14 protein-coding genes are annotated in these 13404 nt (G+C 66.8%); 3 read left to right on the forward strand and 11 right to left on the reverse strand.

Features of this window, described 5'->3' with window-relative positions; genetic code table 11:
• Nucleotide 1 precedes the first annotated feature (1 nt).
• Genes ETQ85_RS10400 through ETQ85_RS10410 form a run of 3 tightly spaced genes read right to left on the reverse strand, consistent with a single transcriptional unit; the run spans nucleotide 2 to nucleotide 2385 of the window.
• A complete protein-coding gene (locus ETQ85_RS10400; protein WP_148578974.1) occupies nucleotides 2–712 on the reverse strand; it encodes a YecA/YgfB family protein in 711 nt (236 codons plus the stop codon).
• Nucleotides 709–1401 (reverse strand): tRNA (guanine(46)-N(7))-methyltransferase TrmB, encoded by a 693-nt coding sequence (gene trmB, locus ETQ85_RS10405; protein WP_148578975.1) that lies wholly within the window; start codon nucleotides 1399–1401, stop codon nucleotides 709–711. The genes ETQ85_RS10400 and trmB overlap by 4 nt, the downstream gene beginning before the upstream one ends.
• A 9-nt stretch (nucleotides 1402–1410) precedes the next feature.
• Nucleotides 1411–2385, reverse strand: coding sequence for a tRNA dihydrouridine synthase (locus tag ETQ85_RS10410; RefSeq protein ID WP_148578976.1), 975 nt, complete (start codon nucleotides 2383–2385; stop codon nucleotides 1411–1413).
• Nucleotides 2386–2557: 172 nt separating this feature from the next.
• On the opposite strand from ETQ85_RS10410, the gene ETQ85_RS10415 reads away from it, so the two are divergent.
• Genes ETQ85_RS10415 through ETQ85_RS10425 form a run of 3 tightly spaced genes read left to right on the forward strand, consistent with a single transcriptional unit; the run spans nucleotide 2558 to nucleotide 5888 of the window.
• On the forward strand, nucleotides 2558–3910 hold the full coding sequence (locus ETQ85_RS10415; protein ID WP_148578977.1) for a TAXI family TRAP transporter solute-binding subunit: 1353 nt from the start codon (nucleotides 2558–2560) through the stop codon (nucleotides 3908–3910).
• Between the two features lie 58 nt (nucleotides 3911–3968).
• Nucleotides 3969–4580 (forward strand): xanthine phosphoribosyltransferase, encoded by a 612-nt coding sequence (gene xpt, locus ETQ85_RS10420; protein ID WP_148578978.1) that lies wholly within the window; start codon nucleotides 3969–3971, stop codon nucleotides 4578–4580.
• A 3-nt stretch (nucleotides 4581–4583) separates the two neighbouring features.
• On the forward strand, nucleotides 4584–5888 hold the full coding sequence (locus ETQ85_RS10425; RefSeq protein WP_148578979.1) for a glycerate kinase type-2 family protein: 1305 nt from the start codon (nucleotides 4584–4586) through the stop codon (nucleotides 5886–5888).
• An 863-nt stretch (nucleotides 5889–6751) separates the two neighbouring features.
• Here ETQ85_RS10425 and ETQ85_RS10430 read toward each other — a convergent pair.
• From ETQ85_RS10430 to ETQ85_RS10465, 8 genes are read right to left on the reverse strand one after another with little or no spacing between them, the layout of a single operon-like run.
• A complete protein-coding gene (locus ETQ85_RS10430; protein ID WP_148579031.1) occupies nucleotides 6752–7513 on the reverse strand; it encodes an ABC transporter substrate-binding protein in 762 nt (253 codons plus the stop codon).
• 35 nt (nucleotides 7514–7548) lie between these two features.
• Nucleotides 7549–8262 carry an ATP-binding cassette domain-containing protein gene (locus ETQ85_RS10435; RefSeq protein ID WP_148578980.1) on the reverse strand — a complete coding sequence of 238 codons (714 nt, stop codon included), beginning with the start codon at nucleotides 8260–8262 and terminating at the stop codon, nucleotides 7549–7551.
• Nucleotides 8263–8272: 10 nt separating this feature from the next.
• A complete protein-coding gene (locus ETQ85_RS10440; protein WP_148578981.1) occupies nucleotides 8273–8977 on the reverse strand; it encodes an ABC transporter permease in 705 nt (234 codons plus the stop codon).
• Between the two features lie 50 nt (nucleotides 8978–9027).
• A complete protein-coding gene (locus tag ETQ85_RS10445) occupies nucleotides 9028–9333 on the reverse strand; it encodes a hypothetical protein (RefSeq protein ID WP_246128729.1) in 306 nt (101 codons plus the stop codon).
• A gap of 5 nt (nucleotides 9334–9338) precedes the next feature.
• Nucleotides 9339–9590, reverse strand: coding sequence for a MoaD/ThiS family protein (locus tag ETQ85_RS10450; RefSeq protein WP_148578983.1), 252 nt, complete (start codon nucleotides 9588–9590; stop codon nucleotides 9339–9341).
• Nucleotides 9587–10873 carry an NAD(P)/FAD-dependent oxidoreductase gene (locus ETQ85_RS10455; RefSeq protein ID WP_148578984.1) on the reverse strand — a complete coding sequence of 429 codons (1287 nt, stop codon included), beginning with the start codon at nucleotides 10871–10873 and terminating at the stop codon, nucleotides 9587–9589. The genes ETQ85_RS10450 and ETQ85_RS10455 overlap by 4 nt, the downstream gene beginning before the upstream one ends.
• A gap of 2 nt (nucleotides 10874–10875) precedes the next feature.
• A complete protein-coding gene (locus ETQ85_RS10460; protein ID WP_148578985.1) occupies nucleotides 10876–12723 on the reverse strand; it encodes an aldehyde ferredoxin oxidoreductase family protein in 1848 nt (615 codons plus the stop codon).
• Between the two features lie 11 nt (nucleotides 12724–12734).
• On the reverse strand, nucleotides 12735–13208 hold the full coding sequence (locus ETQ85_RS10465; RefSeq protein ID WP_148578986.1) for a 4Fe-4S dicluster domain-containing protein: 474 nt from the start codon (nucleotides 13206–13208) through the stop codon (nucleotides 12735–12737).
• Nucleotides 13209–13404 lie beyond the last annotated feature (196 nt).

Raw genomic sequence — 13404 nt, forward strand, 5'->3', positions numbered from 1 at the left:
ATCAGTTCGCGCCGCAGCACTTCTTGTACTTCTTGCCGCTGCCGCAGGGGCACGGCTCGTTGCGGCCGGGGCCACCGGTGGCAGCCGTCGCTGCCGACACGGCGACGGCTTCCGGCGCCGGCAGGCCATGCGCACGCCAGGCCTGGAACAGGTGCTGCACGGCAATCCCCTTGGCTTCCAGCTCGGCCAGCTGGGACTCGGTGTCCGGGCGCACGGTCACTTCCTCTTCCGGTCCGAGGATGGTTTCGAGGAGGGCCTCGGCGATGCTGGTGTCACCCACCTTGGCCGCCCACTCGGCCGGCCACAGCTCGAAGCCCTGCGCGAAGCCGGTAGCCCATTCCTCGCCGATGGCCGGATCATCATCACCGCCCTGGGCGTAACAGAAGGGCTGCCAGCCTTCGGCCTCGCCCTCTTCGTCGCCCTCGGCGTCGCCGATGGTTTCAACCAGTTCGTTGTAATAGCGCAGCACCAGCTCGATGGCCTTCTGCAGGGTGGCACCGGAACCGAAGCCAACCTCGCCTTCGTCGGCGGTCCACACGGCCGGCAGCCAGTCGCCCACCGGAATCGGCAGCGGCGAGGCGACGACGGCGGCCAGGTAGCCGTCGAGCATCTCCATGTTCATGCAATCGGCGGGCACATCGTCGGAAACGAGCAGCTCTTCGAGCTGTTCCAGCTCTTCGTCGGTGAGCGGGATGTATTGGGCGTTGGTCATGACGGGTTTCCCTCCAGGGGTTGTTGATCGAGGTCCACCACACACCGGTAAAGGGTCTGGCCGGAATCCCGGTACTTGCGTTCAAAAGGAGTTAGCGGCGACGGCGCCTCGAAAGACTCCGGCGTCACCGTGCGGCCGGTCAGCAGGCCCAGCGCGACGGCGAATTCTTCCACATAAATGTTCCAGTTACTGCGGCACTCCAGCCGCCCGCCGAGGCGCGGCACGAAGGGGAAGACCGGATGCGCGTGCCAGCGCCGCGACACATGGCCGATCTTCGGCCACGGGTTCGGGTAAAGGATGTAGTGGCGCGCCAGCTTGATGCCGGCATCCGCCATCAGACGCCAGAAATCCACCAGGTCGGCGCGCACGAAGATCATGTTCATCGGCATCAGCGCGTCCGGGTAAGGCTTCTTGCGGCTGAGGCGATCTTCCGACTGATCGACGCCGATCACCCAGTGATCGGGAAACGCGCGGGCCAGCTGGATGGTGCTGTGGCCCACGCCGCAGCCGGCATCGAGGATCAGCGGCGCCTTGCCGTCCCAGCCGGCCAGGCTCGCCGCGAGGGCGGCCTTGTTGTAGTCGAGATAGGGTTTGCGAAACGCGGAGCTGGCGTGCTTGGCGACCCGCTCGACGAGGTGTTCATGAACGCCCTGCTGGGCGCTTTCGGGAATGCTTGAATTGGCGTACATCCGGTAATTCTACGCGGCAGCCTTCAGCACCGGTATTCCGTGCGTCCCGAGAACATGGCTGACCGTCGCGACATCGCGCTGGATGCGGGCATCGGCGTACAGCCTTTCGGCCTGCACAAAGTTGCGCGCCAGCAGCTTGAGCCACTGCTTGAGCCGCCCCGGTGCGTGGCGGGCTTCCACCTTGGCCAGCACGCGCAGCCAGAACTCGGCGATCAGCGGCTGCAGTTCGGCCCATTCGGCCTCGCGGTCGGGCGGCGCCTCAGCGCCGGCGCGGATACGCCGGGCCAGAAAGGGATCGGACACCGCCCCGCGCCCGAGCATCACGTCGGCCGCCCCGCTCACCGAACGGCAGCGCCGCCAGTCTTCCTCGTTCCACACCTCGCCATTGGCCACCACCGGCACATTCACCACGTCGGCAATGCGCCCCACCCACTCCCAGTGAGCCGGCGGGCGATAGCCGTCGGTCTTGGTGCGGGCGTGCACAACCAGGCCGACCACACCGCCATCGGCCAGCGCCCGGGCGCAGTCGAGCGCCTTGCCGGTGTCGGTCACGCCGAGGCGCATCTTGGCGGTGAAGGGAATGTGCGCCGGCACCGCCTGGCGCACCGCGCAGGCAATGGCGAACAGCAGCTCGGGCTCGTCGAGCAGCGCCGCCCCGCCCCGGTGACGATTCACCGTGGGCGCCGGGCAACCGAAGTTCAGGTCGATGCCGGCCGGATTCAACTGCGCCAGCTGGGCCGCGTTGTCAGCCATGCACACCGGATCGGAACCCAGCAGTTGGACTCGCACCGGTGTGCCGCTCGAAGTGGCGCTGCCGGCCCGCAGCTCCGGCGAGATGCGCGTGAACGAGCGCACCGGCAGCAGCGTGCCCGACACCCGCACGAACTCGGTCACCGCGTGATCGTAGCCGTCCACACGGGTCAGCACCTCACGCAGGACATCGTCCGCGAGGCCTTCCATCGGGGCAAGCAGCAGGCGGGGCATGGGAAAAATCTCTTTTTGATTCAAGGCGTGGCCGGGCGCGCAATGTACCGGACTTTGCCCCTGCGACAAAGGACTTTGCGCCGCCCCGCGCCTATCCGTCAGGCGGGGTAAGATTCGCGGCCTGCCGCCCCCCGCCACACCCCCCAACACCTGCGCCGGAGACTCCCCAGCGATGCGCCGTCCCACCGCCGCCACCAGCGACACCCCCAGCCGCCGCGACCTGCTGCTGTTCGCCCTGCCGGCGCTGATCGTTGTGCTGGCCGCCTTTGTGCTGGCCTGGCAGTTCGTGCGCCCGGCGCCGCCAACCAAGATCGTCATGAGCACCGGCGCCGCCGGCGGGGCCTACCATTACTTTGGCGAACGCTACCGCGAGAAGCTCGCCCAGGACGGCATCGAGGTCGAGCTGCGCCCCTCCAGCGGCGCGGTGCAGAATCTCATGCGCCTCAAGACCGACGACAGCGTGGACATCGGCTTCATCCAGGGCGGCATTGCCAACGAACCCGAATCGGAAGACCTGGCCACCCTCGGCAGCATGTACCTGGAACCCGTATGGGTGTTCTATCGGGGCAGCGCCGAATACGACCGGGTTGCCCAGCTCAAGGGCAAGAAGATCGCCGTCGGCCTGCCGGGCAGCGGTGCCCAGCTCTTCGCGCTGCAGATCCTCGGCGCCAACGGCTTCGCCACCAACGATCCACATCTCGTGCCCATCGGCGGCATGGACGCCGTCGAGGCCCTCAAGCGCGGCCAGGTGGATGCCTTCTTCGTCGTTGGCGCCCCCCAGGCGCCGGTGGTGCAGGCCCTGCTGCAAACCAGCGGCATCAGCCTGCTCAACTTTGCCCAGGCCGACGGCTACGGGCGCCACTTTCCGCACCTGATGCGCCTCACCCTGCCCCGCGGCGCCATCGACATCCAGGGTGACCGCCCGCCCCGCGACCTCCAGCTGGTCGCCGCCACCGCCAACCTGGTCGTCAAGGCCGACATCCATCCGGCCATCGTCACCCTGCTGCTCAAGCACGCCCGCGACATTCACAGCCCGCCCGGCCTGCTGCAGGCTGCCAATGCCTTCCCCAAACCCCTCGACCACGCCCTGCCCGTCCATCCCTCGGCGCAGCGCTTCTACGACAGCGGCCCGCCCCTGCTGCAGCGCTACCTGCCCTTCTGGCTGGCGGTGCTGGTGGATCGCCTGTTCGTCATGCTGCTGCCGCTGATCGCCGTGGTGATCCCGCTTTCCAAGGTTGTGCCGGCCGTCTACAACTGGCGCATGCGTTCGCGGGTGTATCGCTGGTATGGCGAACTCAAGTACCTCGAAAACGAACTCGACCAGGACCCGCAGGCCGCCGCGGATGCCAAGGCCATCGCCACCTTCATCGCCCGCGTGGACCGCATCGAGCAGCGCGCCACCCACCGCAAACTGCCGCTGGCCTTCAGCAACGAGCTGTACACCCTGCGCGAACACATCGCGCTGGTGCGCCGCCGCCTGCTGCGCCTTGCGGAAAGCACCACGGAGAGCGACAAGCCCCGTTGATACAATCCCGGCATCGACGTTGTTCCAACGCCGGCCCTTTGCTTACCCCACGCCCATCATGAGCCCGCATCTCGACCTCACCGCCCCCTACGCCCCGCTGGTTCGCCGCATCGAAGCCGAATCCACGGTCGAAAACAACCAGATCCTGCGCATCGACCACTTCCTCAACCACCGCATCGAACCGGCCTTCATCTTCGAACTCGGCTACGAGCTGGCCCGGCGCCTGTCCTTCTTCCAGCCCAATGTGATCCTCACCGCCGAAGCCAGCGGCATCGCCCCCGGGCTCGTCGTGGCGCAGGCCCTCAACGTTCCCCTGGTGTATGCCAAGAAGTACTCGCCGCAGGTTGAAGCGCCGTCGATCTCGCGCATCATTCCCTCGCCCACCAAGGGTGGCGAGACGCGGCTGGTCATCTCCACCCGCTACATCAAGCCCGGCCAGCGCATCGTCATCGTCGATGACTTCCTCGCCAACGGGCGCACCGCCGTCGCCCTCATCGAAATGGCCCGCGAAGCCGGTGCAGAAGTGCTCGGTGCCGGCTTCGTTGTCGAAAAGCGCTTCAAGCACGGCCGCGAGCACATCGAGGCGCTGCAGGTGCCCGTCTCGACCCTCGCCCAGGTCGAAGGCCTGGAAGACGGCCGTGCCATCCTGACCCAGCCGAAGGACCGATAAGCCATGCCCAGCCCCCGCGAGACGCTCCGTGCCCTCCTCGACGCAGCCCTCGCGGCGGCCCTGCCCGAACGTGTCGTGGCCGCCCACCTGCCGACTGCCGACGAACTGCCCGCCGGCCGGGTCATCGTCATCGGTGCCGGCAAGGCCTCGGCGGCCATGGCCAAAGCCGTCGAAGACCACTGGCCCGGCGACCCGGCCCGGCTCGGCGGGCTGGTCATCACCCGCTACGGCCACGGCGTGGCATGCCGGCACATCGAAATCGTCGAAGCCGCCCACCCGGTGCCCGACGCAGCCGGCTGTGCCGCCGCCCACCGCATGCTGGCCGACACCGTGCACGGCCTCACCGCCGACGACCTCGTCCTGTGCCTCATCTCCGGCGGCGGATCGGCCCTGCTGGCGGTGCCGGCGGAGGGCCTCAGCCTGACCGACAAGCAGGTTGTCGGCCGCGCGCTGCTGGCTTCCGGCGCCACCATTGCCGAGATCAACTGCGTGCGCAAGCACCTGTCGGCCATCAAGGGCGGGCGCCTGGCACTGGCCTGCCAGCCGGCGCGGGTGCTCACCCTGCTGATCTCCGACGTGCCCGGCGACGACCCGGCCATCATCGCCTCCGGCCCCACGGTGGGCGACCCGGGCAGCTGCGCCGACGCCCTCGCCGTGCTCGCCAAGTACGCCATTGCGGTGCCCGACGCGGTGCGCGCGCATCTCGAATCCGGCCGCGGCGAAACCCCCAAGCCCGACCACCCAGCCTTCGCCCACTGCGAAACGCGGCTCATCGCCACCCCGCAGATGGCCCTCGAAGCCGCCGCCCGCTGTGCGGCCGAACTCGGCCTCACGGCGCATATCCTGTCCGACGCCCTCGAAGGCGAATCCCGCGATGTAGCCCTGGTGCATGCCGCCCTCGCCCGCCAGGTGGCCGGGCGTGGTCAGCCTTTCAGCAGCCCCTGCGTGATTCTGTCCGGCGGTGAAACCACCGTCACCGTGCGCGGCACGGGGAGCGGCGGGCGCAACGTGGAATTCCTCGTCGCCCTGGCCAAGGCCCTCAACGGCCACCCGGCCATCCACGCTCTGGCCGCCGACACCGACGGCATCGACGGTGCTGCCGAAATCGCCGGCGCCCTCATCGACCCGAGCACGCCCACCCGCGCCGCCGCCCTCGGCCGCCGGCTCGCCGACGTACTGGCCGACAACGACGGGCACGGACTCTTCCAGGCCCTCGGTGATTCCGTCATCACCGGGCCAACGCTAACCAACGTCAATGACTTCCGGGCGATTCTCATCGACACGTCCACCGACAAGCCTCTCACCTAGCCTCACAAGCCACCAGGCAGCACCCACGACACTTTTTGGGTCGCCTGCGAAGTTTTTTGCGTCGCAGGCGAACAAAAAACCCTCGTCACCGAAGCGGCGCGCTTCGCAAGCGACGCTTTTTGCTTCGCTTGCGAAGCCATGCGTCTCGCCATCGAAGCCTTGCACGACGCAAGCGAGGCGCCCAGCTTCGCTCACGCCCCAAAAAGGGGCGCCACCGACCCGCCGAGCGCCGCCCGCGAAGCAAAAAGCCGCGACACCGAAGCAATCAGCCCGGCATGCAACAATTTTCAGATCGCATGCCGGACTAATCGCTTCGCTCCCTCCCTTGTGGGTCGGACTTTAGTCCGACAACGGAGGTCCAGCCCGCGGATGTCGGACTGAAGTCCGACCCACAGGGAGAGTTCCGGGTCATTTTGTAGGTCGGACTTTGGTCCGACAACGGAGGTTCAGCCCACGGATGTCGGACTGAAGTCCGACCCACAGGGGGAGTTCCGGGGCATTTTGTGGGTCGGACTTTGGTCCGACAACGGAGGTCCAGCCCGCGGGTGTCGGACTGAAGTCCGACCCACAGGGGGAGTTGCGGATCACTTTGTGGGTCGGACTTTAGTCCGACAACGGAGATTCAGCCCGCGTATGTCGGACTGAAGTCCGACCCACAGGGGGAGTTCCGGGTCACTTTGTGGGTCGGACTTTAGTCCGACAACGGAGGTCCAGCCCGCGTATGTCGGACTGAAGTCCGACCCACAGGGGGAGTTGCGGGTCACTTTGTGGGTCGGACTTTGGTCCGACAACGGAGGTTCAGCTCGCGGGTGTCGGACTGAAGTCCGACCCACAGGGGAGGCGGGGTGTTGTCGGACTTTAGGTCAGCGTGACAGCGGGTAGAACAGTTGCTCGTTGCCGATCTTGTAGGCGGAGATGGCGCGGCGGCCGTCGGGGGAGGTGATCCACGCGATGAACTTCTCGCCGGCGGCCTTCTTGACGTGGGGGTGCCTGGCCGGGTTCACCAGCATCACGCCGTAGGGGTTGTAGAGCTTGGGGTCACCGGCGTAGACGATGGTCAGATCCTGGCGGTTCTTGAAGCTGGCCCAGGTGCCCCGGTCGGCCAGCGTGTAGGCGCCCATGCCGGCCGCCATGTTGAGGGTCGGCCCCATGCCGGCACCGGCTTCCTTGTACCAGCCCTGCCCCTTCACATCGACGCCGGCGCTGCCCCAGAAGCGCAGCTCGGCGGCGTGGGTGCCGCTGCGATCACCCCGCGACACCCAGTTGCTGCCCTTTTTGGCGATACGACCAAAGGCATCGGCGGTGTCTTTCGCGCCCTTCACGCCCGCCGCGTCAGCCGCCGGGCCCACCAGTACGAAGTCGTTGTACATGACGTCCTTGCGCTCGACGCCGTAGCCCTCGGCGACAAACTTGTCCTCGGCGGCCCGGTCGTGCACCAGCAGCACATCGGCGTCGCCGCGCTTGCCCACGTCCAGCGCCTGGCCGGTGCCCAGGGCGACCACCTTCACCGCAATACCGCTGCTTTTCTCGAAGATCGGCAGGATGAAGTTGAACAGGCCCGACTGTTCGGTGGAAGTGGTGGACGCCAGCACGATGGACTCGCCGGCCTGCGCCGCCGACACCATCGCCGTCACGCTGAATACTGCAGAGGTCAGAAACTTCAAAACGCCATTCGCCACGGTAGTTCTCCCTGGATGTAAAGCCGCGCAGCCGGCGAGGCCGGGCGGGCAAAGAAACGTTGCACCGGCGCATGCTCGCAGACGCGGCCGGCGTCGATAAAGACCACATCGTCGGCCAGCCGGGTGGCCTGGCCGAGATTGTGGGTGGTCATCAGGATGCGCGTGCCTTCGGTGCGGATCTCGCGGACGATGCGCTCGATGGCCTCCACCGAAGAAGGGTCGAGGCTGGCGGTGGGCTCGTCGAGCAGCAGCAGGCGCGGCCGCGTCACCCAGGCCCGGGCCAAAGCCAGACGCTGGCGCTCGCCGCCCGACAGGCTGCGGGCACTGTCGCGGGCCCGGTGCAGCAAGCCGACGCGCTCCAGCACCGCGCGGGCGCGGGCCTGCCGCTCCGCCGCCGGCACCTTGAGCGGGCGCAGGGCCAGCTCCACGTTGCCGAGCAGGGAGTCGCGCAGCATCTTGGGCTGCTGGAAGACCATCGCCACGCCAAACTCGGGCCGTGCAGCGCCGCCCCAGTCGATATGCCCTGCATCGGGTTCGAGCAGGCCGCACAGGGTGCGCAAGAACACGCTCTTGCCGGCGCCGTTGGGGCCGAGCAGGATGGTGATGCCCTCCCCGCCCAGCTCCAGGCTGAGGCCATCCAGCACCGCCCGGCCAGCGGCGTGCCAGCGCAAGTCGCTGACCCGCAGCGGAAACATCGGGCCGCCCTCATGCATAGCGGCGGGTCGCCCACTGGCGCAGCACATAGGCCACTGCGTTGAGAAGCAGGATCACCCCGAGCAGCACCGTGCCCAGCGCAATCGCCAACGGCAAATCGCCCTTGCTGGTTTCGAGCGCAATCGCGGTGGTCATCACGCGGGTGGAGCGGTCGATGTTGCCGCCAACGATCATCACCGCCCCCACCTCCGACATGGCCCGCCCGAGGCCGGCGAGCACCGCCACCATCAGCGAATGCCGGCAATCGTGGAGCAGCACGCGCACGCTGTCGAACCAGCGAAAGCGCATCGCCGTCAGCTCCTCCTCGTAGTCGCGCCAGGCATCCTCCACCACCTGGCGCGCAATGGCAGCCATCAGCGGCACCACCAGAAAAGTCTGGGCGATCACCATCGCGGTGGCCGAATAGAGCAGGCCGAATTCCCCCAGCGGCCCGGACCGGGACAGGATCAGATAAACCACCACCCCCACCACCACCGAAGGCAGGCCCATGCAGCCATTGAGCAGCACCACCAGCACCTGCCGGCCGGGAAAGCGCCCGACACCCAGGCAGGCCCCCAGCGGCAGGCCGATCAGCGTGCCGAACAGCACCGCCAGACCACTGACCTGCAGCGACAGCAAGACGATCTCCGCCACCCGGTGGTCGAAACCGGCGAGCAGGGAAAATGCTTCGGAAAAAGCCAGACTCAGTCCATTCATGGGGAAGCAAGCAGCCGGGGGGAAAGCCGGAAGGCCGTTAGGGTAGCGGATCAGCCGCCACCGCGCTGCATGGCAAGATCAATGCGCGCGAGGAGCGCCATTCTGGCCGCGCGATCGCCGGCCGTGAAGCAAAATCGGGCCAGCAGCACCGGCAGGCAGAACAGGCCGATACGCCGCTCGGGCAGCGTGCTCAGCCCCACCTCCAGCACCACACCGCAGCGTTCGACGCGCAGCACCCGCGGCCGCGGCGAAGTCACCCCATCCGGCAGGGCCAGGCGCAAGCCGCGCTCGAACTCGGCCGGCGTGGCACCCACTTCCCGCGTAAAGCCGCCGGGGGCGCAAACATCCTCAGCCACCGGCATCAACCACCGGCAATGGGCGGCCAGATGGCCACTTCGTCGCCCTCCTGCAGCACGTGCGTGGCGCGCCCGGCCGGGGCGATGTAATGCCCGTTCACCAACACCAGATGCGCCTTCTTCTCGGGCACCTGGTAACGGGTAATCAGATCGCCCACGGTGCTGCCCGGGTCGGCCTCGATCTCCACCAGATTGCCGCGCCGCCCGGCCGGCAGAAAGTCGGCAAGCGACGCGAACAGCTTGAACACCACCCTCATGCGAAAGCGGCCACCGGTTGATGGCGTGCCACCGAGTCAGGCTGGGTGGCGGCCAGATAGGCCTCGAAGAAACGCTGGGGCGCCGCCAGCAAGACATCCTTCCACGGCCCGAGTTTGAGCTTGCCCTGGATCAGGCCACGCAGCGCCCCCACGTGCTGGGTCATGCCGATGGAGGTGGCACCGATCAGCACGTCGCCCTTGAACTGCAGGCTCAGGTAGCGATAGGCCGCCTCGTCCACCTGTTCGACACCGGCCTCCCCCGGTTCGCCCCACCACTGCCCGAAGGAGGTGGAAATCAGGCCCAGGGTGTCGAGCACGTTGATGGCCAGCACGCCCGCCAGCCGCCCGTTGCCGCCGGCCATGTTGATCGCCGCAACGCGGGCCTGGTCGGCCGCATTGGGCTGAATGGCCGACACCAGATGGGCGCCGGTGAACAGATCCGGCGCCTCGGCCACGTCGCCGGCCGCAAAGATGCCGGGCACCGTGGTCTCCATGCGCGCATCCACCAGCACCCCCTTGGCCACATGCACCGGCGTGGCGTCGAGGAAAGCCACGTTGGGCGCCACACCGGCCGCCACGATGACCAGATCGCAGGGCAGTTTGTCGCCGGTGGAAAGCTTCACCAGCAACGGCGTGTCCCCGCCCTCGTTGCGCTCGATGCGCTCGACGCCGGCGGACGTCACCACACGGATGCCCTGCTCCTCGACCCAGCGCTTGATCATGCCGCCGGCCTTGGGGGTCATCATGCGCGGCACCATGCGGTCGCCCATCTCCACCACGGTCAGTTCGACGCCGCGTTTGGCCAGTGCCTCCATGATGATGCAGCCGATGAAGCCGGCCCCCAGTTGCAGCACGCGGGCACCGGGTTTGGCGTGGCTGGCGATGGCGCGAGCGTCCTCCAGCGTCCAGCAGGTTTGCACTTCGGGCAGGTCGACACCGGGAATCGGCGGCCGCACCGGGTGCGAGCCGGTGGCCACCAGCAGGCGGTCGTAGGCTTCAAAGTGCCCGTCGGCAAACAGCACGCTGCGCTTGTGCACATCGAGCGCCACCGCCCGCCCGGCCAGCAGGCGCACGTTGAGCTTCTCAAAATGATCCGGCGTCTTGCGCAGCCAGGTACCGGATTCGTCGATATTGCCTTCCAGCAGGTAGGGAATCGCCATGCGCGAATAGGAAGGCTCGTTTTCGCTGCCCACCATGACGATCTCGTCGCGGAGCCTGGCGCGGCGCAGGGTTTCTGCTGCCACCACGCCGGCCGGGCCGTTGCCCAGGATGAGGTGCTTCATGCTCACAGCCCCAGGCGTTCCAGCGTTTCAGCGGTGGGCTTGCCTTCCGGCGTCCACCCGCGCAGCGCGTAGTACTCGGGCAACATTTTTTCGACACCGCTGACCAGCCCCTTGGCCGGGCCGACCTTGGCGGGCTCGGTCTTCAGGCGCGGCGGCAGGTCGTCGTCCTTGTTAGTAAGGCCTGCGGCGTTGTTGAAGAGGCGTTCCATGTTCCAGATCCGCTCGCCCATGGCATTGAGCTTTTCCATCGACCAGTCGCCCTCGCAGGCCGCTTCGATCTGCGGCTGCACGTCGGCCAGCGTCCACGCGAAGGAGGTAAATACGCAGATGCCGGCCGCGTCGAATACCGCGGTGGCGTCCTGGAAGGCCTTGACCAGCTCCGGCTTGCCCTCGGTGACCAGCGGATCGGTCTTGACCGGAATGCCCAGCACTTCGGAGGCCACGGTATAGCCCCGCAGGTGGCAGGCGCCGCGGTTGGAGGTGGCGTAAGCCAGCCCCATGCCCTGGATGCCGCGGGCGTCATAGGCCGGAAACTCCTGCCCCTTGACGGTCATCGACAAGCCCGGATGTCCGTACTTGGCGCACAGACGCTTCGAGCCCTGGCCGATCTCCTTGCCGAAGCCTTCGCCAAGGGCGGTCATTTCAGTGAGTCTGGCCAGCGCCTCGGCCGAGCCGAAGGGGGCGTCGATGCCGAGTTGCTCCTTGGTCAGCACGCCCATTTCGTAGAGCTCCATCACCGCCCCGATGGTGGCACCGAAGGAAATCGGGTCCATGCCCTGCTCGTTGCACAGCAGGTTGGCGTATTGCAGGGCTTCCAGGTCGCCCACGCCATTGGCGGCGCCCAGCGCCCACGCCGCCTCGTATTCCAGGCCGCCGGAAGCGCCCCAGTACTTGGGATTGTTCACCACCGTGAAGTGGCTCTTGTCGATCTCGGCAATGCGCCCACAGGCAATCGTGCAGCCAAAGCAGGCGGCGTTGGTAACCAGTTGCGGCTTGCCGTCGGTGGGGCGCTTCTCGTGCATGGCCTCGGCGGAGATTTTGCCGGCGCTCTCGAACTGCACGTCCTTGTGATTGCGGGTGGGCAAGGCGCCCATTTCGTTGATGACGTTCATCAGCACCTGGGTGCCGTACTTGGGCAAGCCTTCGCCGGTCACGGCGTTGTCGGCCAGCACCTTTTTCTTCTCGGTGGTGATCTTCATGAAGGCCTTCATGTCCTTGATGCCGGACACGCCTTTGGTGCCGCGCAGGGCCACCGCCTTCAGGTTCTTCGAGCCCATCACCGCGCCCACGCCGGAGCGCCCCGCCGCCCGGTGCAGATCATTGACGATGCAGGCGAACAAGACCTGGTTCTCGCCGGCCGCGCCAATCGACGACACCCGCACCAGCGGGTCCTGCAGGCGGTGCTTGATGCTCTCCTCGGTTTCCCAGCAGCTCTTGCCCCACAGATCGGCGGCATCCTTCAGTTCGGCCTTGTCGTTCTCGACGTACAGATAGACCGGCTTTGGCGAACGCCCCTCGAAGATAATCATGTCCCAGCCGGCAAACTTCATTTCGGCGCCAAAGAAGCCGCCCGAGTTCGAACAGGCAATCGCCCCGGTCAGCGGGCCCTTGGTGACCACCGTGTAGCGGCCGCCGGTGGAGGCCATCGTGCCGGTGAGCGGCCCGGTGGACATGATCATCTTGTTTTCGGGCGCCAGCGGGTCGACCATCGGATCGATCTCGGACACCAGGTATTTGGTCGCCAGGCCGCGGGAGCCGAGGTATTCATCGGCCCACTGCATGTTCAGCGGCTCTGCCTTGCAGGTGCCTTCCGTGAGGTTCACCCGCAGCACTTTTCTGTTCCAGCCCATGATCCGCCTCCTTATTCCGCAACAGCCGTGTTGGCCTTGGCGGCCCAGGCACGCATTCGGTCAATGCCGGTCCAGTCGGCATCCACATAGGTGATCGCACCCGTCGGGCAGGCTGTGGCGCAGGCCGGGTCGCCGCCGCACAGGTCGCACTTCTGAACCTTGCCGGTGTCCTGGTTGTAATTGACCGTGCCGAAGGGACAGGCGATGGTGCACACCTTGCAGCCCACGCAGACATCGTCGAAAACCTGCTTGGCGCCGGTAGCCGCATCGATGCGGATCGCATCCACCGGACAGGCGTTGAGGCACCAGGCATCGGTGCATTGCGTGCAGGTGTAGGGAACCTTGCGCCCCTCGGTTTCAAAGCTGAAGACCTTGATGCGCGACTTCGACGGATTGATGACCCCGGTGTGCTCGACCGAACAGGCCATTTCGCACTGCAGGCAACCGGTACACTTCTTGGGGTCAATGTGAAGAGACTTCCACATGGCGCAACTCCTCCTTTAAGGGTATGCAGACCGGCAGGCGCGATCACTTGCGGATCGATGGCTCACACAAGTGTGGCCTGAACTTCCTCCGGAACATTTCTCCCGCCAGACACGTCCGCCGTACACGACACGCTGACGGACCTCTACAAGGCAGCATAGGCTGCCGAAAACGCTTGTTCAATGCGCACTGCCGCAC

It is taken from the genome of Zoogloea oleivorans, assembly GCF_008107625.1.
Taxonomy (GTDB): domain Bacteria; phylum Pseudomonadota; class Gammaproteobacteria; order Burkholderiales; family Rhodocyclaceae; genus Zoogloea; species Zoogloea oleivorans.

Bases quoted from the DNA above. Each gene is read 5' to 3' on its own strand.
- ETQ85_RS10400 (WP_148578974.1), bottom strand. From the start codon at position 712: ATGACCAACGCCCAATACATCCCGCTCACCGACGAAGAGCTGGAACAG.
- trmB (WP_148578975.1), bottom strand. From the start codon at position 1,401: ATGTACGCCAATTCAAGCATTCCCGAAAGCGCCCAGCAGGGCGTTCAT.
- ETQ85_RS10410 (WP_148578976.1), bottom strand. From the start codon at position 2,385: ATGCCCCGCCTGCTGCTTGCCCCGATGGAAGGCCTCGCGGACGATGTC.
- ETQ85_RS10415 (WP_148578977.1), top strand. From the start codon at position 2,558: ATGCGCCGTCCCACCGCCGCCACCAGCGACACCCCCAGCCGCCGCGAC.
- xpt (WP_148578978.1), top strand. From the start codon at position 3,969: ATGAGCCCGCATCTCGACCTCACCGCCCCCTACGCCCCGCTGGTTCGC.
- ETQ85_RS10425 (WP_148578979.1), top strand. From the start codon at position 4,584: ATGCCCAGCCCCCGCGAGACGCTCCGTGCCCTCCTCGACGCAGCCCTC.
- ETQ85_RS10430 (WP_148579031.1), bottom strand. From the start codon at position 7,513: ATGGTGTCGGCGGCGCAGGCCGGCGAGTCCATCGTGCTGGCGTCCACC.
- ETQ85_RS10435 (WP_148578980.1), bottom strand. From the start codon at position 8,262: ATGTTTCCGCTGCGGGTCAGCGACTTGCGCTGGCACGCCGCTGGCCGG.
- ETQ85_RS10440 (WP_148578981.1), bottom strand. From the start codon at position 8,977: ATGAATGGACTGAGTCTGGCTTTTTCCGAAGCATTTTCCCTGCTCGCC.
- ETQ85_RS10450 (WP_148578983.1), bottom strand. From the start codon at position 9,590: ATGAGGGTGGTGTTCAAGCTGTTCGCGTCGCTTGCCGACTTTCTGCCG.
- ETQ85_RS10455 (WP_148578984.1), bottom strand. From the start codon at position 10,873: ATGAAGCACCTCATCCTGGGCAACGGCCCGGCCGGCGTGGTGGCAGCA.
- ETQ85_RS10460 (WP_148578985.1), bottom strand. From the start codon at position 12,723: ATGGGCTGGAACAGAAAAGTGCTGCGGGTGAACCTCACGGAAGGCACC.
- ETQ85_RS10465 (WP_148578986.1), bottom strand. From the start codon at position 13,208: ATGTGGAAGTCTCTTCACATTGACCCCAAGAAGTGTACCGGTTGCCTG.